The 22,696-nt window shown below is 62.7% G+C and carries 18 protein-coding genes; 7 read left to right on the top strand and 11 right to left on the bottom strand.

Going from position 1 to position 22,696, the window contains the following annotated elements:
- Positions 1–113: 113 nt before the first annotated feature.
- The 3 genes from ACODTO_RS12080 to ACODTO_RS12070 all read right to left on the bottom strand — a co-directional run bounded on the left by ACODTO_RS12080 (position 114) and on the right by ACODTO_RS12070 (position 6,232).
- Entirely contained in the window at positions 114–3,788 is a 3,675-nt protein-coding gene (locus tag ACODTO_RS12080; RefSeq protein ID WP_489106489.1) for a translocation/assembly module TamB domain-containing protein, read from the bottom strand.
- Positions 3,785–5,512: an autotransporter assembly complex protein TamA gene (locus tag ACODTO_RS12075; RefSeq protein WP_489106488.1), complete on the bottom strand. Its 1,728-nt coding sequence runs from the start codon at positions 5,510–5,512 to the stop codon at positions 3,785–3,787. The genes ACODTO_RS12080 and ACODTO_RS12075 overlap by 4 nt, the downstream gene beginning before the upstream one ends.
- Positions 5,513–5,587: 75 nt before the next feature.
- The gene (locus ACODTO_RS12070; protein ID WP_139644436.1) at positions 5,588–6,232 is read right to left on the bottom strand and encodes a GNAT family N-acetyltransferase; all 645 of its coding nucleotides are present in this window, start codon (positions 6,230–6,232) and stop codon (positions 5,588–5,590) included.
- Positions 6,233–6,419: 187 nt separating this feature from the next.
- Here ACODTO_RS12070 and xthA point away from each other — a divergent pair, with 187 nt between their 5' ends.
- A complete protein-coding gene (xthA, locus tag ACODTO_RS12065) occupies positions 6,420–7,232 on the top strand; it encodes an exodeoxyribonuclease III (protein ID WP_464709345.1) in 813 nt (270 codons plus the stop codon).
- Between the two features lie 42 nt (positions 7,233–7,274).
- Here xthA and ACODTO_RS12060 read toward each other — a convergent pair whose 3' ends face one another.
- Together ACODTO_RS12060 and ACODTO_RS12055 are read right to left on the bottom strand one after the other, a co-directional pair.
- Positions 7,275–7,826: an ester cyclase gene (locus tag ACODTO_RS12060; RefSeq protein ID WP_175362033.1), complete on the bottom strand. Its 552-nt coding sequence runs from the start codon at positions 7,824–7,826 to the stop codon at positions 7,275–7,277.
- A gap of 57 nt (positions 7,827–7,883) precedes the next feature.
- Positions 7,884–8,897, bottom strand: coding sequence for a polysaccharide deacetylase family protein (locus ACODTO_RS12055; RefSeq protein WP_489106487.1), 1,014 nt, complete (start codon positions 8,895–8,897; stop codon positions 7,884–7,886).
- Positions 8,898–9,010: 113 nt separating this feature from the next.
- Here ACODTO_RS12055 and ACODTO_RS12050 point away from each other — a divergent pair, with 113 nt between their 5' ends.
- The 3 genes from ACODTO_RS12050 to ACODTO_RS12040 all read left to right on the top strand — a co-directional run bounded on the left by ACODTO_RS12050 (position 9,011) and on the right by ACODTO_RS12040 (position 12,149).
- Positions 9,011–9,910: a LysR family transcriptional regulator gene (locus ACODTO_RS12050; RefSeq protein WP_489106486.1), complete on the top strand. Its 900-nt coding sequence runs from the start codon at positions 9,011–9,013 to the stop codon at positions 9,908–9,910.
- A gap of 80 nt (positions 9,911–9,990) precedes the next feature.
- Positions 9,991–11,325, top strand: a complete 1,335-nt coding sequence (locus ACODTO_RS12045; protein ID WP_175385624.1) for a substrate-binding domain-containing protein — start codon at positions 9,991–9,993, stop codon at positions 11,323–11,325.
- A 491-nt stretch (positions 11,326–11,816) separates the two neighbouring features.
- The gene (locus ACODTO_RS12040; protein WP_489106485.1) at positions 11,817–12,149 is read left to right on the top strand and encodes a DUF6124 family protein; all 333 of its coding nucleotides are present in this window, start codon (positions 11,817–11,819) and stop codon (positions 12,147–12,149) included.
- A gap of 197 nt (positions 12,150–12,346) precedes the next feature.
- Here the strand turns inward: ACODTO_RS12040 and ACODTO_RS12035 are convergent, their stop codons facing one another.
- Positions 12,347–13,585: a M20/M25/M40 family metallo-hydrolase gene (locus tag ACODTO_RS12035; protein WP_139644452.1), complete on the bottom strand. Its 1,239-nt coding sequence runs from the start codon at positions 13,583–13,585 to the stop codon at positions 12,347–12,349.
- 208 nt (positions 13,586–13,793) lie between these two features.
- Here ACODTO_RS12035 and ACODTO_RS12030 point away from each other — a divergent pair, with 208 nt between their 5' ends.
- From ACODTO_RS12030 to ACODTO_RS12020, 3 genes are all read left to right on the top strand, one after another.
- Positions 13,794–14,723 (top strand): alpha/beta fold hydrolase, encoded by a 930-nt coding sequence (locus ACODTO_RS12030; RefSeq protein ID WP_175362030.1) that lies wholly within the window; start codon positions 13,794–13,796, stop codon positions 14,721–14,723.
- Between the two features lie 131 nt (positions 14,724–14,854).
- Positions 14,855–16,231, top strand: coding sequence for a 2-oxoadipate dioxygenase/decarboxylase HglS (gene hglS, locus ACODTO_RS12025; protein ID WP_489106484.1), 1,377 nt, complete (start codon positions 14,855–14,857; stop codon positions 16,229–16,231).
- Positions 16,232–16,788: 557 nt separating this feature from the next.
- Positions 16,789–17,307, top strand: a complete 519-nt coding sequence (locus tag ACODTO_RS12020; protein WP_041022074.1) for an Hcp family type VI secretion system effector — start codon at positions 16,789–16,791, stop codon at positions 17,305–17,307.
- A gap of 379 nt (positions 17,308–17,686) precedes the next feature.
- On the opposite strand, the gene ACODTO_RS12015 is transcribed toward ACODTO_RS12020, so the two are convergent.
- The 5 genes from ACODTO_RS12015 to ACODTO_RS11995 form a co-directional block, all read right to left on the bottom strand.
- The gene (locus tag ACODTO_RS12015; RefSeq protein ID WP_139644458.1) at positions 17,687–17,899 is read right to left on the bottom strand and encodes a hypothetical protein; all 213 of its coding nucleotides are present in this window, start codon (positions 17,897–17,899) and stop codon (positions 17,687–17,689) included.
- 30 nt (positions 17,900–17,929) lie between these two features.
- Entirely contained in the window at positions 17,930–18,172 is a 243-nt protein-coding gene (locus ACODTO_RS12010; RefSeq protein ID WP_041022076.1) for a hypothetical protein, read from the bottom strand.
- A gap of 74 nt (positions 18,173–18,246) precedes the next feature.
- Positions 18,247–19,317 carry a lipocalin-like domain-containing protein gene (locus ACODTO_RS12005; RefSeq protein WP_489106483.1) on the bottom strand — a complete coding sequence of 357 codons (1,071 nt, stop codon included), beginning with the start codon at positions 19,315–19,317 and terminating at the stop codon, positions 18,247–18,249.
- On the bottom strand, positions 19,314–21,788 hold the full coding sequence (locus tag ACODTO_RS12000) for an ABC transporter permease (RefSeq protein ID WP_489106482.1): 2,475 nt from the start codon (positions 21,786–21,788) through the stop codon (positions 19,314–19,316). Before ACODTO_RS12000 ends, ACODTO_RS12005 begins: the two co-directional genes overlap by 4 nt.
- Positions 21,785–22,453, bottom strand: a complete 669-nt coding sequence (locus ACODTO_RS11995) for an ABC transporter ATP-binding protein (protein WP_489106481.1) — start codon at positions 22,451–22,453, stop codon at positions 21,785–21,787. Before ACODTO_RS11995 ends, ACODTO_RS12000 begins: the two co-directional genes overlap by 4 nt.
- Positions 22,454–22,696: the final 243 nt, after the last annotated feature.

Raw genomic sequence — 22,696 nt, 5'->3', positions numbered from 1 at the left:
GAAAAACCTGTGGGAGCGAGCCTGCTCGCGATGGCGGTGTGCCAGTCAGTGATGAGTTGACTGATAGACCGCTATCGCGAGCAGGCTCGCTCCCACAGGGGATATGGGGGGGGTTAGAAATCGCGCTTGTAGAAGATGTCCAGCGAGCTGGCGACGCCGCTGGCGGCTTCGAGGTAGACCTTTTTGCTGAGCTTGTAGCGCAGGGCGATGGTGTTGGCCGGTTCGAACACCCCTACGCCATAGCGCAGGCTGAGTTTTTCCGACAGGTTGCCGCTGGCGACCACACTGGTGGCGTCGCCACTGCCCTGGGTGTCGAGCTGGAAATCCTTGATGCCCAGATCACTTGCCAGGCTGGTGGTCACCCCCGAACTGCCCATCAAACCCAAGCCCAGTGCCGCCTGGGCGAGCATGTTGTTGTCCTCGCCGGTGGTGCTGAGCGGTCGCCCCAGCACCAGATAGGACAGCGCCTGCTCCTGGCTCATGGCCGGTTCCGAGAAAATTTGCGTGACCGGCTGCTCGGCGCTCCCGCTCAAGCGGATGCCGGCGATCACATCATCGGTCTGGCGAATCGCCTCGATGTCCAGGTAGGGCTGGTCGATGGGCCCGGCGAACAGCAGCCGCGCCCGCCGTACCGTCAGCCGCTGCCCGTAGGCCCGGTAACGGCCGTCGTTGAGCCAGAGCTCGCCGCGGGTGTCCATATTGTCGCCGATGTGTACCTGACCCTGGACGTTGGCCGTCAGGCCGAAGCCGGAAAACGCGAGTTTCTCCTGGCCCACGATTACATCGATGTCCATCGCCACGGCCATCGGTGCTTTGCCCTGTTCGGTCTGGTGGCCGACGATCACCGTGTCGTCCGAGACCTTGACGGTGGAGGGCGGCAATTCGCGGACGGTGATCTCGCCCTTGGGCACCAGCACCTTGCCGGCAATCGACAACCGCTCGCCGTGCAGCGTGATGTTGAGATCCGGCGCCATCTCCAGCACCGCATAGGGTTCCACGGTGACCGGCAGTTGCGACCCCTTGAGCGCCAGGTTCATGCTCAAGGCCTCGCCCCAGCCCAAGTTGCCGCTCAGGCTGCCCTGCCCGCTCTTGCCACTTTTCCAACTGCCGTCGAGGCGTACCGTTTCACCGGCGATCATCGCCCGCATCTGCAAGGCTTCGAGGCTGACCGGCAGTTCCGGCCCGGACACCTCGCCATCGCTGAGCACGAGATCGCCGTTGACCTGGGGCGCCAGCAAACCGCCGGACAATGTGCCGCTGCCGTTGAGGTGACCGGTGAGGGTTTCCACCATCGGCACGAACGGCCGGACCACGGACAGGTCCAGGCCGGTCAGGCGGAACGAGCCGTTGAGGGGTTTGCTGGCGGGCAGTGGGTTGATCTGTGCCTGCACCATCAGTTCGCCAAGCCGGGCGCCGACAAAATTCAGCTCAGTGTCGATGCGCTTGGGGGTCAGGCGGCTGTCCAGCTTCAGGGTCTGGTAGGGAAAATCCAGCCACTGTTCCTTATCTCGAATCCGCAGCGTGCCGCCGCTGGCGTCCACCAGAACCCGCCCGTTCGGACCGCTGGCCGGCAGGTCCAACTGCAGATCGGCGTTGAGCCGGCCCTGCCAGGCAAAGTCCTTGGGCATCCACTGGGCGAGGCTTTCAATGGGGAACTGCTGGAGGTGATAGCGCAGCTTCGGTTCCGGCATCAGGCGCTGGTCTTCGCCGCACAGGCTGGCCTGGCCGGAACGCCAACAGTGGGCGCCGAAATTGAGCGTGCCGTTGGCCAGGCGCTCCAGCTTCGCCGGGGCTTGCAGCCGCCAGTCCTGACCGCCGACCTGTAGATCGCCACTGTTCAGGCGCCCGCGCCAGTTGCCTTGATCCAGTGTGCCGTCGAACCCCAAGGCGGTGTTCAGTTGTGGTCCTTGCAGATTCAGGCTGAGTTTCTGCTGCTTGATATCCCCCTGACCGCTGACCGTCAGCACGCCCAATGCAGTGTCGCCGGCGCGGATGTCGCTGGCCTTGAGATCGACCTTGCCCCGCTGCGCGCTGTCGAGGGTGGCGTCCAGGTTCAGGCTCTGCAGGCGATTGTTCTGGAAGGCAAGCTGAGTGCCTTGCAGACCGAGCTTGCCTTGGGGAGCCTTGAGGGTCCCGGCCACATCGATACGGCCGTTGAGCTGACCGCGCAGTTGCGGCCAGAGCTGGGCCAGTCGCGCGAGCTTGATGTCGATCTGGCCGGTGAGTTTCTGTTGCAGGCTGGCGCTGCCGTTGATGCGGTTATCCCCCAGGCGGATGTCCAGCGCGCCGAGGTTCCATTGCTCACCGCTGCCGCTGGCCTTGGCCTGGAACAGCGCCGGCTGCCCGCGCAACTTGCCCTTGAGGTCCAGGTCCGCGTCGAGGTTGAGGGTGTCGTTTTTCAACGACCCTTTGCTGCGCAGTGGTCCGGCCAGGGTGCCGGGCAGTTCACCGAGCCAGTAGGCCGGGTTGATGGCCGACAGGTCCAGCGCGGTATCCCAGGCAATGCCCTCGGCAAATTGCAGGTCCAGGTGCCCTTCGGCCTTGCCTTGCCCCGCCGCGAGCTGGAGCTGCGGCAAATGGATCTGCGTCAGGTCGCCACTGAACGGGCTGCCCAGGCTGAAGGCCCCCGCGGGGCCGTCCAGCGCGGCCTGAAAATTCCCCAGGTACTGACCGTCGGTGTAAGAGACTTCACCGTTGAAGTTGCGCAATGTCACCTGCGGCTCGTCGATCAGCGGATAGAGGCGATGCCAGGGGAAATCCAGCCAGGCGATTTTCGCGTCGGCACTCAGACCTTCGCGCCAGTCCACCTGCCCGGTCACGTTCAAACTCTGCCGGTCACCGGCGTTCAGGTCCACGCCAGCGATCTGTGCACCACCGGCGTCCACCTTGCCTTGCAGCGACAGCGCCACCGGTCCCTGCTCGGCGGGCAGCGTGGCCTTGCCAAGCAGTTGATAGCCGTTTTTCAGGTCACCTTCACCGGTCAGTTCCAGTTGATTGAGCAGCAGCGTGTCCGGTAGATCGGCGCTGGCCTTGAAGCCGTCGGCGGTGATGCGCACCTTGGCGGGCAGGTTGTCCGCCAACGGTTGCAGCTCGCCGGCCAGCCGACCTTGCAGGTAGCCGCTGCTGTCGGCGTTGACGTTGAGGGTCTTGAGCAGGTCGCCGTCGACGGTCAGGTCCAGCGCCCACGGCGTATCGCCCGGCGCCGGCAAGGTCAACCTCCCCTGGGCTTTCAGCGGCCAGTTGCCTGCGGGTTTCAACAGCCCGGAAAGCTTCAGGCTCAGCTCATCACGCTGCAATTGCACCGAATCGATCTGCAAGCCCGACGCGGTCCAATGGGCAACCAGTTGCAAGCCCTTGAGCTGTTCGCTGCCGTTGAACGTCAGACTGCCGACCTGTACCTCTCCCAACTCGATGGCGACCGGCAAGTCCAGGTCCGGCAAGCTCAGCGGACCACTGCTCGGCGCGTCGACCGAGGGTGGCAGTTGCAGGCTGGCTTTATCTACCTTGAGCTGTTCGATGCACAAGGTCATGCGCGCCAGGCACAGCGGCGACCACGCGAATATCACTCCATCGAGTTCCACGCGGCGGCTGTCCTGCTGCCACAAGAGGTGGTCGGCGCTCCACTGTCCGCCCAACCGCCCCTGGAAGTTTTCCACGCTCAGCCCCGGCACCAGGCCCAGCATCCAACGGCTACCCGGCTGCGTGCCCAGCAGGGTGCCCAGTGTCAGCACGACCAATGCCAGCAACGCAGCAAGCACCAGCAGTGTTCTTTTCAAACCACGACTCACAATTCAGGCCCCATGGAAAAGTGCAATCGGATACCGCCCTCGTCGTCCAGTGCATGGGCCAGGTCGAGGCGGATCGGACCGACCGGCGACACCCAGCGCACGCCAACACCCACGCCGGTCTTGAGACTTGGCAGTTCAAGGCTGTTGAAGGCGTTCCCCTGATCGATGAAGGTCGCGACCCGCCATTTTTCCGCAATCGAGTACTGGTATTCGAGGCTGCCGGCGACCATGTAGCGACCACCGATGCGATCGCCTTCGTTGTTTTCCGGCGACAGGCTCTGATAATCGTAGCCGCGCACGCTCTGGTCGCCGCCGGCGAAAAAACGCAGGGACGGTGGGATGGATTTGTAGCCATTGGTGGCGCTGCCGCCCACCTGGGCCCGAGCCAGCAGACGATGCTTGTCGAACACCGTGGTCAGGCCCTTGACCATGGCCGTGCCGTAGACCACGTTGTTGTCCGACCCCAGCCCCTCCTTGGCAACCTTGGTGTCGAACTGCAAGCGATAACCGTTGTGCGGATCGATACGGTTGTCGCTGCGCAGGTACGAATAGCTAACGCCCGGCATCAGCAGCGTGCTCAGGCCCGAATCATCCCCCAGGCGATACTCCTCGCGCTGCCACTTGAGCGATATCACCCGCTGCCAGCCACTGGGCAACTTGCTGTGCCACTCGGGCCCCACGGTCAGCAATTTGCTGAGGCTGTCGGTATCGGCCAGCTCTTCATACTGATAACCACCGGCGTAGCGCAGCTTGTCGGTCAGTGGCGGGTCCAGCGGCACGTCGTACCACAGGCCGACGTTCTGCCGGGGTGCCGACACTTCCGTCTCCCAGCCGTAGCTGTGGCCCTGGGGATTGACCCAGTGACGCGTCCAGTTGGCCTTGGCCCGCGGGCCGACGTCGGTGGAGAACCCCAGGCCCAGGCCCATGGTGCGCGGCTTGCGGGTGTCGAGCTTGACGGCGACCGGGATCACGTTGTCCGTCGCGGCGGTGGGCGCCGCATCCACGCGCACACCTTCGAAGTACCCGCTCGATTGCAGGGCCTGGTTCAGTTCGGCGATCAACTCGGAGTCGTAGGCCGTACCGGCCTTGAAGGGCACCATGCGTCGCAGCAGGTCTTCGTCGAAGGGTGTATCACCCTCGAAACTCACCGCCCCCAGGGTGTAGCGTGGCCCACTGTCGTAGATCAGCTCGATATCGGCGACGCCGGCCTGGGGGTCCACCTGCAGTTTCTGGCTGACGAATCGCCCGCTGAAGAAGCCATAGCGCGAAGCCTGGTTCTGGATCGTCCGCTTGGCGTCTTCGTAGCGGCCATGATTGAGCACCGCGCCCGGCTTGAGGGCGGCGTTGTCGGGTACGCGAAAGGCCTTGAGTGAGGCCGCCGGGCCGTCGATGCGCACGGTGACGTTGCGCAAATGCACCGGCTCGCCGGGGTCGATGCTCAGGATCAGGCGAGGCGGCTTGCCGCCCTTGACCTCGCTGTCGATCCGCGGCTGATAGTAGCCCAGTGCCTGGGCGGCTTTGCGTGCCTGCTCCTCGGCGCCACGACTGAAGCGCAGCAAGGCCTCCTCGTCACGATCACCCAGGCCGCCGATGTAACCTTCGACGTTGGCCTTGAGCGCATCATTGGACGGTTTGACCCGTACATCCAATTCACTTTGTGCCAGCACCGCGCAGCTGAGAGACAGCAGGAGCGCGCCACTGGTTATTCGTCCTGGGAGTTTCATGGCGCGGATGCTAACACGGGCTTGGAAGCCTGATAGAACCGGACATGTCTCAAAAGTTCGCAGACGGGAGCAGGTTCAGGCCGTCGCGCTTTGCAAAACCTGAGGATTGGGGTGAAAAAACACGTGCTCGCGGATCGGTCCTACCGCAATCTCGCCGATTTCCTCATACCCCTGGCGCTTATAGAACTCCAGGTATCGCGGGTTACCGGTGTCCAGGACCACGCCCTGGGAGTGCTCGTCCACCGCGCACCAGTTGTGCACCGCCTCGAGCAACTGCTCGCCGAAGTGCTTGCCTTGAAACTGTGGATGCACCCCCAGCAGCGGTAGCACATGGACCGCATCCGACGGCAGGCAACCCGTCACAGCCGCGTGGTATTCCAGGTAGCGCCGGGTGCAGCGAAAACCGGTACTCAACACCATGCGCAGGCGCCAGGCCCAGCTTTCGGTGATGCCCAGGCGGCGTTGGGGGGGAGCGATCAGGGCGATACCGATCAGCCGGTCATTGACCAACAAGCCAATGGCGGGCAACTCCTGGAGAAAATGCTGCTTGACCAACTCCCGTACCGTCGCCCTCACCCTCTGCTCGTAACCCGGGCGCTCGGACTCGAACAGGTAGCTGAACGTCGGCTCATGGCGATAGGCCTGGTACAGCAACGAACGGGCTTCGCGGGAATAGCCGCTGTCGAGCATGTGGATATCGGCGATGGCGGTTTCAGGCATGGTGGGGAATCTCCTGGGCGGGCTTGGTGAGGCCTGGGCGGGGGCTTTGTGGGAGCAAGGCTTGCTCCCACAGTTTGCTCCCACAGAGCCCTCGCTACAGGACATTAGCAGTGCATTTGTCCTACTGCCACGCTGGCTCCTCTCCGACATGTCAGCTAGCATCGCAGTTTTGCCAGGACAGCCGACCATGAAGATCGTCTCCTTCAACATCAACGGGCTGCGCGCCCGCCCCCATCAGCTGGCGGCACTGATCGAGAAGCATCAGCCGGACGTGATCGGCCTGCAGGAAACCAAAGTCCACGACGAACAGTTTCCCCTGGCCGAAGTGCAAGCCCTGGGTTACCACGTGCATTACCACGGGCAAAAAGGCCATTACGGCGTCGCCCTGCTCTCCCGCCAGGCGCCGCTGAGTTTGTACAAAGGTTTCGAGGGCGACGATGAAGACGCCCAGCGGCGCTTTATTTGGGGCACGTTCGCCGATGCCAATGGCGTGCCGGTGACCATCATGAACGGCTATTTCCCACAAGGTGAAAGCCGCGATCATCCGACCAAGTTCCCGGCCAAGGAACGTTTCTACAGCGATTTGCAGCACCTGCTGGAAAGCCGCTTCAGCAACGACCAGCCTGTGGTGGTGATGGGCGATGTGAATATCTCCCCGGAAGACTGCGACATCGGCATCGGCCCGGACAACATGAAGCGCTGGCTGAAAACCGGAAAATGCAGCTTCCTGCCGGAAGAACGCGAATGGATGGCCCGTCTGAAGAACTGGGGCCTGGTGGACAGCTTCCGTCACCTGAACCCGGACGTCACCGACCGCTTCAGCTGGTTCGACTACCGCAGCCGCGGTTTCGAGGACGAACCCAAGCGCGGCCTGCGCATCGACCTGATCCTGACCTCCCACGGCCTGCTGCCACGGGTCAAGGATGCCGGCGTGGACTATGAACTGCGGGGCATGGAGAAACCTTCGGACCATGCGCCGATCTGGCTGCAATTGAGCTGATCGGCCAAGCAGAAAGGCTCGCCGTTGCGGCGAGCCTGTGGGTCAGAGGGCACCCAGTTGCTTGAACAGGGTCAGGTTGTCCTCGATGTGCCAGTTGGCGACGATTTTGCCTTGCTCCACCTGGTAGATGTCCGTGGCAATGAATTCGACCGCTTGGCCCTGCCCCTTGAGCTGGTCGAAGGTGCCGCTGAAATGGCCACGAAACCGCAGGTGCACCACCACCCTATCCCCCACCACCAGCATTTGCTCCACCGTGCACGTGAGGTCCGGCACCGCCTGGCGGAAGGCACGGGAGGCCAGCAACGGGCCCTCCGGCCCCTGTTTGCGCCCGGCAGGCGGGGTCTTGTCGATGAAGGTCGGCGCCAGTGCTTCCCGGGCAAACGTTTCGTTCCCGGTGTGCCAGAAGGTGTCATATCGCCGGGCCGCCAGGATCGAGGCCGATGCCTGTTCCGCAGACAGGCTCCGGTCGACAATCAGGTTCTGGGGCTCGACCAGCGCATCAGTGGCGGCCGAAGCGCCCAGTGACAGGCCCATGGACAGGAGAAAACCAGCCAGGCGTGGACCGCCGGGTATGGCAAGGGACGAGAAGAGCATGATGGGTTCCTTTCGATAGAAGGACCGGGCGATGAGCCACAGTCAGGGGTCAAGACATCAGAGGGTTTCGGCTTCACGGACTGTCAGGGGGCTGGCCAGGGCGTAGCGGGCAATGTCGTCCTTGCGCATGAACGCCACGCCCGGGTGACGCTTGGCGTAACGCAGGAATTCGTCCCAGACCCTGACCATCTGCGGCGTGCCACTGATGCGGTCATGGGCACTGATGGACATCATTCGCCGCCGGGTGCCGGCTTCTTCATAAAGCTGATCGAAATCGAGCTTCACCTGCTCCAGAAACGCCTGGGGGGAGTAATGACGACCTTCGATCAGCACAATGTCGTTATTGCGCAAGGTATAGGGCACCACCACGAAATCCTTGCCATTGACCGACTCGATGAAAGGCTCGTCGCGGCTGACATCGTCGATGTGATAGAGGTAACCCAACTCCTGCAACAACCCCAGGGTATTGGGCCCACGGCGCAACCAATTGCAGTTGTAGCCGGTGACCGCTTGCCCGGTGGCCTCTTGCACCATACGCGCGGCCTCGCGCAGGAAGGTGCGCTCCTCATCGCGACTCATCGCAAACTGCGAACTCCAGCGTGGCCCATGCCCGGCGGCTTCGTGACCGCGGGCCACGATGTCCCGGGCCAGGGACGGATGGCGGCGCGCGGCCTCGCCGATCATGTGAGACGTGACCTTGACGCCATGACGATCCCACAGATCCAACAGCCGTGGGATCCCTTCCCTGTACCCATAGGCAAACCAGGTATTGGTGGCCGGATCGCTAGGAACGCTGTTCGGAAAATCGACCAGAGGAAACGGACTGTCGGTGCCTTTCGGGGGTTGCCCGCCGGCCTCGAACTGCATGGAAATCGAAATGACCAACCGGGTACTGCCCGGCCAGAAAGCGCCCTTCGCGGCGCCGGAAGTTGCGGCGGGGACACCAGCGTATGCCGGCCCTGGTGCCAGCAAGTCACCGGCGGCCAGCAGCGCGGCCCCGACTCCCGCCTGGGCCAGAAAGGTCCTGCGCTCGGGGTTGTGGATATCAGTGGGTGCCTCGGGAACGGCCATGGCGGACTCCTGGGAAAACGCTGCGGTGTGATCAAGTGGGTGCTAAGGTAGGCCTTGCGGGTTTTCCTGATAATTGAGCCGCTTACGAAAATACATTTCGGAAACTCCGAACAATGTTTCTCAAGAACCTCGAACTGTTTCTACTCATCGTTGAAAAAGGCGGGCTGTCTGCCGCGGGCCGGGAAATGGGGCTGTCCCCGGCTTCGGTCTCGGAACGACTGGCCACGCTGGAAAGCTACTACGGTGCCAGCCTGCTCAATCGCACCACGCGGGCAATCAGCCTGACCGACGAAGGCAGGCTGCTGGTGGAAGGCGCGCGCCGATTGCTGAACGAAGCCGGCGAGCTGCACGCCAGTATCCGCAGCGGCACCCAGCACCTCAGCGGGCCGATTCGCTTGAGTGCCCCACAGGATCTGGGACGCCAATACATCGAACCGATCCTGTCGCGTTTTCTCGACGAGCACCCCAACGTCAGCCTCGATTTGAACCTGGGGGACGGCTACGTGGACCTGGTCAGCCAGGGGCTCGATTTCGCCATCCGCTACGGCGCCCTGGCCGACAGTTCGCTACGAGCCAGGCCGTTGGGGGAAAACCGTCGGGTGGTCTGCGCCGCGCCCCGCTACCTGGAACGTCACGGCACGCCCACCCATCCCTCGGAACTGGCCGGGCACGAATGCCTGGTGATGCGCCTGGGCATCAACACCGCGCGGGAATGGACGTTCAGCCGGCACGGCGAGGTTCACCGGGTGATCGTCCAGGGTCGGCGGATCGCCAATGACGGCGGCCTGGTGCGCCAATGGTGCCTGGAGGGGCACGGCATCAGCCTCAAATCGATCTGGGATGTGCGCGAAGATCTCAAGAGCGGACGGTTGGTCGAGTTGCTGCCAGATTTCACCGCCGGCAGCACCCTGCTGCAGATTGTCTACCCGACAGCCCGCGTCCAGCCCAGCCGCGTGCGCGCGCTGATCGAGCGCCTGGTCAGCGAGCTGGCGGCCACCGAGACGGCCGTTTAAGACGCAATCGCCCTGTCATCTTTCAGACATCTGCCTGACTTATTCTCCCCCGCATCGTCTTGGGTTCTTAGGGTGTCGACATGCGGCAATGCGTTGCCTGGCTATTGGCGTTATGGCTGCCATTGACGATGGCAACCGAACGCTTGCCCGTTCCGGAAGCCGGCCCGGCCCTGCGCATCCAAGGGTCCAATACCATTGGCGCGATGCTGGGGCCAGCCCTGGCCAGAGGGTTGATGGAGGATCAGGGGCTGCTCAAGGTCAGCAGCGAAATTACCGGCCATGACAACGAGCAGCGTATCGTCGGCCAGACCGCCGATGGCCGGCGGGTGGAGATCGACATCGCCGCCCATGGCTCCAGCACCGGATTCGCCGCCCTCAAGCAGGGCAGCGCCGATCTCGCCGCCGCTTCCCGGCCGATCAAGGACAACGAGCTGAAGGAGCTGCAGCCCCTGGGGGATCTGAAAAGTCCTACGGCCGAGCAGGTCATCGCCATTGATGGCCTGGCGATTATCCTTCACCCACGCAACCCGCTGCGTCAGCTGAACACGGTGCAACTGGCAAAGATCTTCAGCGGCGACGCGAAGACCTGGGAGTCGGTGGGCAGCGTCGGCGGACCGATACGGCTTTACGCCCGGGACGACCAGTCCGGCACTTACGACACCTTCAAGGAACTGGTGCTCAACCGCCAGGGCAAACGACTGGACCCCGCCGCCCTGCGCTTCGAATCCAGCGAACAGTTGTCCGATGCCGTCAGCCAGGATCCCCAAGGCATCGGTTTCATCGGTTTGCCCTACGTGCGCCAGGCCAAGGCGCTGGCGATAGCCGACGGCGATTCCCAACCCATGTTGCCGTTGAACAACCTGATTGCCACGGAAGACTACCCGTTGTCCCGGCGCTTGTTCTTCTACCTGCCGCCCCAGGCGAGCACCCCATGGGCCGAGGCGCTGGTGGCGTTCACCCAAAGTGACAAGGGCCAGGCCATCGTCGCGGCGAACGGGTTCATCGCCCAGACCGTGCGGGCCATGGCCGTCACGCCCAATGCGTTGATGCCGGAGGGCTACCAGTCCTTGAGCCGCCACGCCCAACGCCTGACCGTCAACTTCCGCTTCGCCGAAGGCAGCGCCAGCCTCGACAACAAGGCCCGCCAGGACCTGAGCCGCGTGCTCGACTACCTCCGGCAACACGGCAAAACCGAACGGCACGTCACGCTGGTGGGTTTCGGCGACGCCAAGGATGATCCGGCGCGAGCGGACCTGCTGTCCAAGTTGCGGGCCATGGCGGTGCGACGTGAGCTGGTCAGGAACGGCGTGACCCTGCGGGAAGTGCGTGGGTTCGGCGCACTGATGCCGGTGGCGGCCAATAGCGAGGATGAGGGCCGGATCAGGAATCGGCGGGTGGAGGTTTGGGTGTACTGAAATCCTCCGACCGCCCCCTGTGGCGAGGAGATTTTGTGGGAGCAAGGCTTGCCCGCGATACAGACCACCAGGTTCCAAGGTAAATCGAGTGAACTTCATCGCGGGCAAGCCTTGCTCCCACAAAAAATCCCTCGCTCCAGGAACCCGGTGTTTACTGGATTCGTTGCGATGTAGGCCATAACCACATCGCCTTGCGCCATTGCCTACAACTACGCCAGAATCCGCCGGCTTGTGCGCCTTGGGGCCCCGGCTTTATCGTTTTCCGGTCGCTGACGAATCAGCGATCGGGTTTGGTAGCCCGGTTTTCCTGGCGCATTGTGCAACCGGATGCAGGGGACGTTTTTGTCTTCTATTTGATGGTGGTCATGCGTAGGGCGTCCTCGGACGCGCCGGGTGCCAGGTAACCGGTCTACCAACCTTCGTATGGCCGCCACCCTTCGTTTGGTAGCGAGAGAGTGATGGCTCCAATTTAATTACCTGGAGCTTCAACCATGTTCAAAGTAACCCCCAACCCACCGAACACCGATCCCAACGCATCGGAACTCGACAAAGCCGCCAAGCGCGCCCTCGACTTCTACCTCAAGCCCCACCCGACCGAAGCGAAGACCGATCCAGGCCAACTCTTCACCGTGGTCAACGGCGTCGACACCGAGTGCCTGCTCGCCAACCTCAGCGAAACCCTGTCCTCGGCCAATGTCATGATCAGCGACCTGGCGTTCGAGCTAGACGGCTCGCGGCGGCATGTGGCCCTGGGCATCCAGCAATTGATCGAACTGAGTGGATTGCTGGCGAACCGGGCGCTGGATAACGTCGACCCGCGCTAGCCAATTCCACACACCCCTTTGTGGCGAGGGGACTTTGTGGGAGCAAGGCTTGCCCGCGATACAGGCGCTCGGTTACCCGGTCAATCGCGTGAGCTTCATCGCGGGCAAGCCATGCTCCCACAGGATTTCTCGCCACGGGGTATGCCTTACCCCGCAGGGATCGCCCCTTCACAGGATTTTGCACTGGGTCCTGATGGCTACCGTCCCGCCAACTCCATGATCATCCGCGACAGCAGGTAAACCCGTGGCACGACGCTTTCCACTTCCGCGTATTCCTCGGGCGTATGGATGTTGCCGCCGACGATCCCGAAACCGTCCAGCGTCGGCGTGCCGACCCCGGCCGACAGGCTGGCGTCCGCCGCGCCGCCGCTGCCCTCTTCGGTGAGTTTGCGTCCCAGCTCGCCATAGATGCCCTGGGCCATGGCCATCAGGCGATCCGACTCCGCCGTCTGCGGCATTGGCGGCAGGCCACGTTTCAGGCTGGTGGTGACCTCGGTGTCGGCGATCAGTTTGTCCTGGGACACACGGGCCAGGTCTTTTTCGATACGGTCGAACTCTTCCGGCACAGCGGCCCGCACGTCAGCCTTGGCGGTGGCCTTGTCGGGGATCACGTTGGTGCGGTCGCCCGCGTTGAGCACCGTGAAGTTGATGGTGGTTTTCTTGTCCGCGTCGCCGAGCTTGCCGAGCTGAAGGATCTGGTGCGCCGCTTCCATCGCCGCATTGCGCCCCAGCTCTGGTGCCACACCGGCGTGGGACGCCTTGCCTTTGACCTCCACCAGCGCCGTGGCACTGCCCTTGCGCCACACCACCAGGCCGTCGGCCGGGCGACCCGGTTCCAGGTTGAGGGTCACGTCGTGGGCCTTGGCGGTTTTCTTGATCAGATCGGTGGCGGCGTCCGAGCCGGTTTCTTCGCTGGCGTCGAGCAGGAAGGTGATCTGCGCGTAGTTCTTGAAGTCCAGATTCTTGAGCACCTTCAACGCATAGATGCCAGCGACGATGCCACCCTTGTCGTCCATTACGCCAGGCCCGTAGGCGCGGCCGTCCTTGATATGAAACGGACGCTCGGCAGCCGAGCCTTCCTTGAACACCGTGTCCATGTGGGCCATCAGCAGGATCTTCGCCTTGCCGGTGCCCTTGAGGGTCGCCAGGATGTGCTGGCTGCCATCGGAATTCGGCACTTTTTCAATGCTGGCGCCCAGCTTCTTCAACTCATCGATGGCAATGTCACCAACCTGGGTCAGCCCCGGCACGTAGCCGGACCCGGAATCGATATTCACCAGTTTTTCGAGCAGTGCCAGGGCCTCGCCTTTGTACTGTTCGGCATCGGCGAGGACCTTTTGATTCGGCTGTGCGAAAGCGGCGGGCGCCAAGGCACCGAGGACCAGGCTTAGGCCGATACTCACGGCCAGACGGGAGCGCAAAGCGGTAATCATCATGATTCATCCTTGTTCCGTAAAGAAAGACTGCAGGGGCACCCTAACCCGAGCCCATGGGCAACCGCCACCCGAAGGCGGGGGATTTAATTCCTGTAGTCCCCGGCAGATTTTGGCTATACATGACAGGGGGTAGCAGCAAACAAGTACCGTCTGCCCCATCGGCCCTGGCTGGCCAAACACATTCCGTTGTCGTTCATGGAGAGAAGGCATGCTGTTGTTGTGGGTGATCCTTGCTGTATTCGTTGTCTGGAGTTGGCTGACCTATCCGAGCATCGGCCAGGTGCTGTTCGACCTGAGCATGGCTGTGGAGACGCGTCTTTCCCGGTTGCACAAGATCACCGTGCCCATCAGCGAAATGACAGTGTCCACCCTGCAAGGCGGACCTTACGAAGCGTCCGGCTGCATCCTGATGCTGCATGGCTACAGTGCCGACAAGAACCTCTGGCTGCGGTTCGCCCGGCCCTTCATTCGTGACTACCGGGTGCTGATCCCCGACCTGCCCGGCCATGGTGAAACCGGCTTCAAGGCCGGCGGCGGCTATGACATTCCGACCCAGGCCCGGCGGGTGATCGAGTTGCTCGACGCCTGTGGCCTGGACAAGGTCCATGTGATCGGCAACTCCATGGGCGGTTACCTGGCCGCCTGGCTGGCGGCCACTTCGCCGGAGCGGGTGCTGACCCTGGCGCTGCTCAATCCGGCCGGCGTGACGTCGCCCCAGCCCAGCGACATGGACCGCCAGGTGGCTGCCGGGCGCAACCCATCCCTGATGCGCTCGCGCAGTGATTTCCCACCGTTCTACGCGATGACCATGGACTCACCACCCTGGGTGCCGAAAGTGGTATTGGCAGCGGTGGCCGATAAATACGTCAGGTGCCGGGAGGAACTGGCGGAGATCTATACGGACTTCAACGCCAGCCCGCCAATGGAGCCGCGCCTGGCCGACATACGCGCGCCGTCGCTGCTGCTCTGGGGCCGCCAGGACCGGATGATCGACGTCAGCTGCGTGCCGGTATGGAGCAAGGGGATCGCCGATCTGCGGGTGGAAATCTGGGACGGGCTCGGTCACCTGCCGCCCATAGAAAAACCGGAACGGACAGCGGCGTTGTATCGGGGGTTTCTCAAGGGGTTGGGACAGTGAACGTCCTGTGGGATCAGTCCCTGACAGAATGAAGTCCTGAAGATTCTTCGTTTGCGGGGGCTGGAGAAGGCTGCGATCTTTCGTTCCACTTTCATTCCCAATTCCCACAGCCCGAACCAGGAATTCCCACCATGAGCTTCGTCAGTCCCGACCTGATCCGCCAACGCTTCTCCAGGGCGATGTCCGACATGTACCGCGACGAGGTGCCCCTGTACGGCACGCTGATGAACCTGGTGGAACAGACCAATGCCCAGGTGCTGGTCAACGATCCGCAACTGGCGGAACACCTGGACAGCACCGGCGAACGCGAGCGCCTGGACCTCGAACGCCACGGCGCGATCCGCGTTGGCACGGCTGCGGAGCTGGCGACCCTGAGCCGGCTTTTCGCGGTCATGGGCATGCAGCCGGTGGGCTATTACGACCTCACGCCCGCCGGGGTACCGGTGCATTCCACGGCCTTTCGCGCCGTGCATGAAAGCGCCTTGCAGATCAGCCCGTTCCGGGTGTTCACCTCGTTGCTGCGCCTGGAACTGATCGACAACAGCGAGCTTCGAGCGTTTGCCGAATCGGTGCTGGTCAAACGGCAGATCTTTACGCCCCAAGCCCTTGCGCTCATCGACCTCGCTGAACGCCAGGGTGGCCTGACGCAAGCCCAGGCCGACGACTTCGTCCTGCAAGCCCTGGAAACGTTTCGCTGGCACCACAGCGCCACCGTCACCGCCGAACAGTACCGTCAACTCAGCGCCCAGCACCGCCTGATCGCTGACGTGGTCGCCTTCAAGGGCCCGCACATCAACCACCTGACACCGCGCACCCTGGACATCGACATTGTCCAGGCGCAGATGCCCGTGCATGGCATCACCCCCAAGGCGGTGATCGAAGGCCCGCCCCGCCGCCAGTGTCCGATCCTGTTGCGCCAGACCAGTTTCAAGGCGCTCGACGAACCCGTCGCGTTCACCGACCAGCCCCACGCCCAAGGCAGCCACAGCGCCCGCTTCGGTGAAATCGAACAACGGGGCGCCGCCCTCACGCCCAAGGGTCGTGCGCTCTACGATCAGTTGCTGAATGCGGCGCGGGATGCCTTGGGGGAATTTCCCAACGAGGCCAATGCCGCGCGCTACAACACCTTGATGACCGAACACTTTGCGCCGTTCCCGGACAGCCACGATGAGTTGCGCCGGCAGGCACTGGCGTACTTCCGCTATTTCGTGACGCAAAAGGGCCTGGCCGCCAGAGGCACACTCGAGCCATCGACGTCGCTGGAACACTTGGTTGAACAGCGATACCTGCGCGCCGAACCGCTGGTGTATGAAGATTTCCTGCCGGTCAGCGCCGCCGGTATCTTCCAGTCGAACCTCGGCGATGACGCCCAGAGCCGTTACGCCGGACAATCCAATCGTCAGGCCTTCGAAGCCGCGTTGGGACGAACGACGATCGATGAGCTGGGGCTGTACGCCGAGACGCAACAGCGCTCCATTGATGAGTGCAGGATGGCGTTGGGTTTGTAGAGTGCCCGCTCCTCTGCATGCCTGGAAAGATTCCATGCCGAGAACTGATCTGTGGCGAGGGGATTTATCCCCGCTGGGCGGCGAAGCCGCCCCAGGCATTCAACACGATTCGTCTGATGCACCGAGATAGAGGATTTAGGGCCGCTTCGCAGCCCAGCGGGGATAAATCCCCTCGCCACAAGAGTTGTATATCGCTTTTATTTCTCTGAGCTGACTAGCATGAGGCTGCTTCGCAGGCCGGCGGGAGTGTTGCTGCTATAAGATCGGGACTGGCAAAAAATGCCCACCCTCTTTCGCCATGAAAGCTATCAACCGGATCATCCAGCCTGTTCCCACGGGCCCGCAACAGTTGCGCAAGAAATTGCACGACACTGCGCAGGCCATTGCGCACATCGCGTCCAAATGACCGGAGAAACACTCGACAACTGTTGAAAAAACTCAATAACTATTTGAAATAACGAAGTTTTTTAGCCAATGGCATAGCTCTTGATAACCCTTCCGGCACCTCGGACGATCCCGTCCGGGGTCCTTTAGTTATCCAGCAAGGAGAACATCCATTGGCTACCCCCGCGTACATGTCCATCGAAGGCACCAAACAAGGTCTGATCACCGCCGGTGCGTTTACTGCCGACTCGGTGGGCAACACCTATCAGGAAGGTCATGAAGACCAGGTCATGGTGCAGGGCTTCCAGCATCAGGTCATCATCCCGCGCGATCCACAGTCCGGCCAGCCAACCGGCCAACGCGTGCATAAACCTCTGGTCATCACCAAGGTCTTCGACAAGGCCTCGCCGCTGTTGCTGGCGGCCCTGACCTGCGGCGAACGCCTGACCAAAGTTGAAATCCAGTGGTATCGCACTTCTGCTGCCGGCACCCAGGAGCATTACTACACCACTACATTGGAAGACGCGATCATCGTCGATATCAAGGACTACATGCTCAACTGCCAAGACCCGGCGAACGCACACTTTACCCATCTGGAAGATGTGCATTTCACCTATCGCAAGATTACTTGGACTCACGAAGTCAGCGGAACGTCGGGCTCCGATGATTGGCGCTCGCCGGTTGCCGGGTAATACCGGGACAGCCGTTCATGCATCGGCCGGCTCGGCTGGTCGATGTGGATAAGTATGAGGAAGTTTTCAGACGGTGTTCGCCCAGTGTGACGGCCTCGGCATTCCATGCACTGGTAAAGAGCCAGACACTGGGCGAACGGGCTCAATCATAGTGGAACTTTCGAGCCGTGTCCGCCAGCTGTTATAAATAATTATTCACTATTGAGTTATTTTTTTATTGGCAGCCAATACGCACTCATCCATTCAATTAATCGTTTGACTGACTTTCAGAACTTGGATCCCATCAATAGCTCTACAACCTGTTAGATGAATGCAACAGCTCAGTACAACTATCCCCCCAACAAAAGCCATGTAACGCGTTACATCAGCCTGACAATAGTTATACATCGCCGTTCTTATTGGACCGAGATGACGGACTCGCGGGATGGCGTCCGGCTTTTTGCGCATCGGTCTCGCCCGCTCCGGGGTTACCCTCCTGCTGCTTGCGCTTAGCCGGATCGTTCGGACGCAGGGCATCGTTATCGCGCTCCACTTCGCCAGGCAGCGCCGGTTCGTCGGGGTTCTGAGTGGTGTGATCGGGGTTGTCCTTCATGACTACTCCTGGCGTGTTCGGGCTCACAGATCAGGCATCGGGGTCGGCGACTTCTTCGGCGACGTTGGCGTCCGGGGAGCGCTGGTGCAGTTGTTCGGCCCGGGCCTTGAGCTCCTGCCACTGCGCCAGGTCGATAGCCCCTTGGCCGAACAGGTCGTTGGCCACCTGCATCAACTCGGTGAAATGAGCATCGGGCGACTGCTGCCAATAGGCCTTGTCGTCGAACAATCGCTGCCAATCGGCCAGCGCCGGGGGTTTGAGGTCGTCGCTCATGACGGGCTCCTATCAGGCCTTGTCCGGGCATTCATAAGGTATGAGGGAGCCGCTCCCCGGGAGTTCCGACGATCTCAATAACCGGTCATTTCCAGGTAACCGCTCCCTCCCTGGCTGCCGCTCACTTGCACCGGCCCTTCCCAATAGGGAATGCGCAGGGCCATCCAGGCATTGGGGTTCAGGGCGCGAGTGGTGATCTCGACCTGCTTGCCGGGGATCTTGATGGACCAGCGAACCGGCATCGAGCGTCCGGCGACCTGGGCCGTGTCCAGCGGCACCAGCTCGATGTCGGCGGCGTGCAGGGGTTGCGCTTGGCCCTGGGCATCAATCCAGGTGCCGGTGAGATACGGCGCCCCTTCCTTGTGACGCATGCGGTAGAGCATCACATGCTCGCCACTGTCCAGATGCAGGGAGAACCAGTCCCATCCAGTCTGGTTCGCGGTCAGCGGTTGGCTGCTCCATTCGCGATCAAGCCAGGCCGGGCCACTGACCGTATAACGCTGACCGTCGATTTCCAGCTGACCACTGGCCTGGAGGAACGGCTGGCTGTAGTAGTACGACGCCTGCCCCTGTTCGGATTTCTGGCTAAAGCCTTTGTCGCCCTGCAAAACAAGCGGACGGGCCGACGTGAGGCGCAGCTCATAGCCAAAGTGTGGGTCACGGACCTTCAGTTGCATGTCGGCCAACGGGTCGGTGCCGCTCGCTTGGGTCGTGAATTGCCAATCGTCGATCCAGGCCTCGAAGGGCTCCGCCCGTACCCCGGCCTGCCCCACCCCGCCCCGGGCGTAGCGCTCGGCGGCATGATGGACTGTCGCAGAGGTGACCGCGGCGTGACCGAGCCAGATCGTTTGGTTGCGCCAGCCATCCGCTTGGGGCCCGGCGCTCAAGGCGCTGCGAAACAGTGTCCATTGCACGCCAAATTCATGCCCCTCGGCATCCTTGAGATTGGCGGTGACATACCACCATTCGATGCGATAGCCCTGGTGAACGCCGTGATCCGCAGGAAAGCCGAACACCCGTCCCGGCACTACCGGTGTGAAGGCAACGGCCTCGCCCCCCAGGCCGGCAAAGCCTTTTGGAGGTTCCGCCGGTTTGTCACAACCGCTGAGCAGCGCCAACAGCAGCAGGCCGATCCTGATTTTCATGAGCGGTCCTCCTGGGAAAAGCGCCTGAGCAGATCCGCAGGCTGGGTGCGGTACAAGGCGTACAGCGGCCAGGCGGACGCCAGCAACGTGGCGAACATCGCCAACGCCAGCAGTTGCGCCAGTTGCACCGGGAACACCCGCAACGGCAAGCGCCAACCGAACGCCTGCACATTGATCACCGCATCCAGGCACCAGGCCAGGGCGACACCCAGCGGCACGGCCAGCACCAGGGTCAGCAGCGACAGCAGCCAGGTCTGGCCAAGGTTGAGCAGCATCAGTTGCCGACGTGTCACGCCCAACGCCCACAGCGGCGCCAACTGGCCGAGGCGGCTCTGGCTCTGGGTCAGCAGGCTGATGAACAGCGCTACCCCAGCCACGGCCAGCGTCAGGCCGTTCAGCGCGGCGGTGGCGGCAAAGGTGCGTTCGAACACCTGGGTCGACCAGCCCTTGAGCCGGGCCTGATCGACGATCCGGTTGTCGTCCAGGTCGAATCGGCTTTGCAGCGCCGCCAGCAGCGTCGGCATGGCGGACGGCTCGATCCGCAGGTTGAAGCGATACGGCGTCAGTTGCGGCCAATGGACGAGCAAGTGGTCGGCGTTGACCAACACGTGGCCCTTGGGATTGCCATAGTCGGCGTAGATCCCGACGATACGCGGCGTCCATGGCCCTTGCGGGGTCGGCAGGGTGAGTTGATCGCCAACCCGAACCTTGAGGCGGCGAGCCAACTGTTCGCTGAGCATCAGCGTGTCGGCGGCGGCCAGTTGCTCCCAGGGTCTGTCGGCGGATTCCAACAGCGGCCAATGCTGGCGATAGAGGGGGTGATCGATGACGCCGAAGACATCCGTCGGCCAGCCTTGCAGCGGCACCGAGACTTGCCAGTTGGGCAGTATGGCGGTCACGGTCGGTTGCTGCTTGAGCCAGGCGTGCAGCTCACCGGCCTGGGCCGGGGTCTGCGGGCTGACGTACAGTTCCGCGGTCAGGCGCTGTTCGAGCCAGTGGGTGAAGGTCAGGCGGAAACCTGCGGTCATGCTGCCGGCACCGATGTTTGCCGCCAACGCCAGCAACAAGGCCATCAACGCCAGGCTCAACATCGGCAGTTGTTGCCGGCAGTCGGCGAGAAACCATTGTCCGAGCACGGAACGGCTGCGACGCAGCAACAGGTTCAGCGCACGATTGAGCACCACCGGCAAGGCCAGGGCCGCGCCCAGCAGCAAGGCCGTCATCAGGACAAAACCGCTGGCCAGGCTGTCGCCCCGAATCAACGCAAACACGGCAATCAGCGCCGCCAATGTCGCCACCCAGCCCTGACGGCGCAACCAGCGCGCATGGGCCTGATGCCAGGCCTGGGGGTTGGCCAGCGCCAGCAACGGCAAGCGCGCCGCCCGCAGCAAACTGTCGGCGCCGGCCAGCAGCGCGCCGAGCAGGCTCAGGCCAACCCCGCTCAGCCACCACCACGGGCTGAGATTCAATTGCCCGGGCACCTCGGCGCCGTACAACCCTCGCAGGCTCGCCGCGACATCCGGCAACAGCAGACTCGCCAGCCAATAGCCGCTCAGTACCCCGGCAACGCCGCCCAACAACGCCAGTGCCCCCAGCTCGACCGTCAGACTGGTGACCAGCATCCGCGCACTGACGCCGCACGCTCGCAGGGTTCTCAGCAAACTGCGGCGTTGTTCCAGGGCCAGGCCGATCGCCGCATGAACAATGAACAACCCCACCACAAACGACAGGAAGCCCAGGGCATCGAGGTTCAGGTGAAAGCTTTCGGTCAGGCGCGACAGATTGTTTTCTTCATCGGCGCGCTTGAACTGCAAACGACCGTTGAACGGCTCGGGCAACGCCGCGGTGAATGTGGCGGGCAGTAGCAATCGCGACAACCGCTCCGGCAGCCCGAGCACTTGCTGGGCGAAGCCGATGTCCATCAGCAGCATGCCCGGCGCCATGTCCGCCTGGGTGTGCAGGGGCGGCAAGGTGTGTCCATCGGTGGTCAGAGGCCGGTCGCCCTCACCCAGTCCCAAGGCATGCAGGGTTTGCGGAGCGATCCAGGTACGGCCGGGTTCGGTGAAAAACGCCACCACCTCGCTCATCTCCCGCGCCTGCCCCGCCAGCGCCGCACCGGGGGGCAGCGACACCGGTTCGATGCCCATCAGTTGCAGGCGCTGGTCTTCACGCCCCTTGAGCGTCACCCTGGCCTGCAACACCGGCGACACCGGCCAACCCTGGCGGCGCAGATCGACAAACCATTGCTGGGGGAAAGTACCGCCGCCGGGGGCACTGAGGCTGGCCTGGGGTTCGCCGCCAATGAGCCGGCTGGCCCGGGCGTAACTGTCCCGGGCCTGACTGTTCAAGGCTTGCACACCGGTCAGCAGGCTGGTGGCGAGCCAGAGGCCGGTCAATACACTGAAAAATTGCACCGGGTGCAGGCGCCAATGGCTGAGCAAGGCCTTGAGGGTCTGGCGAAAGATCATCAATCCTGGCCCACCTGCGCCAACCGCCCACCGTGCAACACCACGCGTTCAGCCAGACGGGCCGCCACCCGTGGACTGTGGGTGACCATCAGCAGGCTGGTGGAACTGCCGTCCAACAGCTCCAGCAACAGGTGCAGCACTTCATCGCTGGTGGCTTCGTCGAGGCTGCCGGTGGGTTCGTCGGCCAGCAGCAAAGGCGGACGCGAGGCCAGCGCCCTGCCCAGGGCAACCCGTTGCTGCTGGCCGCCGGAAAGCTGTTCGGGATAACGTCGCAGCAGGTCCCCAAGCCCGAGTCGCTGTATCAGATGGGTCTGCCAGGCAGGGTCATGACGACCACACAATCGCGCCTGGAACGCCAGGTTGTCTTCGACCGACAAGCTGCTGATGAGGTTGAACTGCTGGAACACCAGGCCGATTTCCGTTCGCCGCCAACTCGCCAACTGGCTTTCGCTCATGCCGTCGAGCCGGTAATCGCCACTGCGGATGCTGCCGCGATCGACCTTGTCCAGCCCGGCGACCAAGTGCAGCAGCGTACTTTTGCCGCTACCGGACTCCCCCATCAGCGCCAGGCTGCTGCCCGGCGCCAGGGTCAGGTCGACGCCTTGCAGCACCGGCAACGGGCCCTGAGGAGTGACGTAGCTTTTGAACACATCGCGGACTTCAAGCATGGAAAGGCTCGGATGAGACACAGTGAGGCTCAGGATAACGGAGTTGAGTACAGACCCTATCGCTGGATCTGCGCAAAGGCAGTAACCGCTTGTCAGCATGAAGCGATATTGGATCCGATAATCTTGTGCGGAACCTATTTTCAGCTATTAATCAATCAGTAATTCACGCCGCTTCCAGGCTGTCGGCGAAACCGTCATGAATATGACGACCCTTGACGATCTCGCATTCAAGGACGATCACCG

The organism is Pseudomonas sp. FG13 (genome assembly GCF_057809755.1).
The sequence above is the reverse complement of the archived record's forward strand: the minus strand, read 5'-3'. Positions and strand labels throughout refer to the sequence as shown.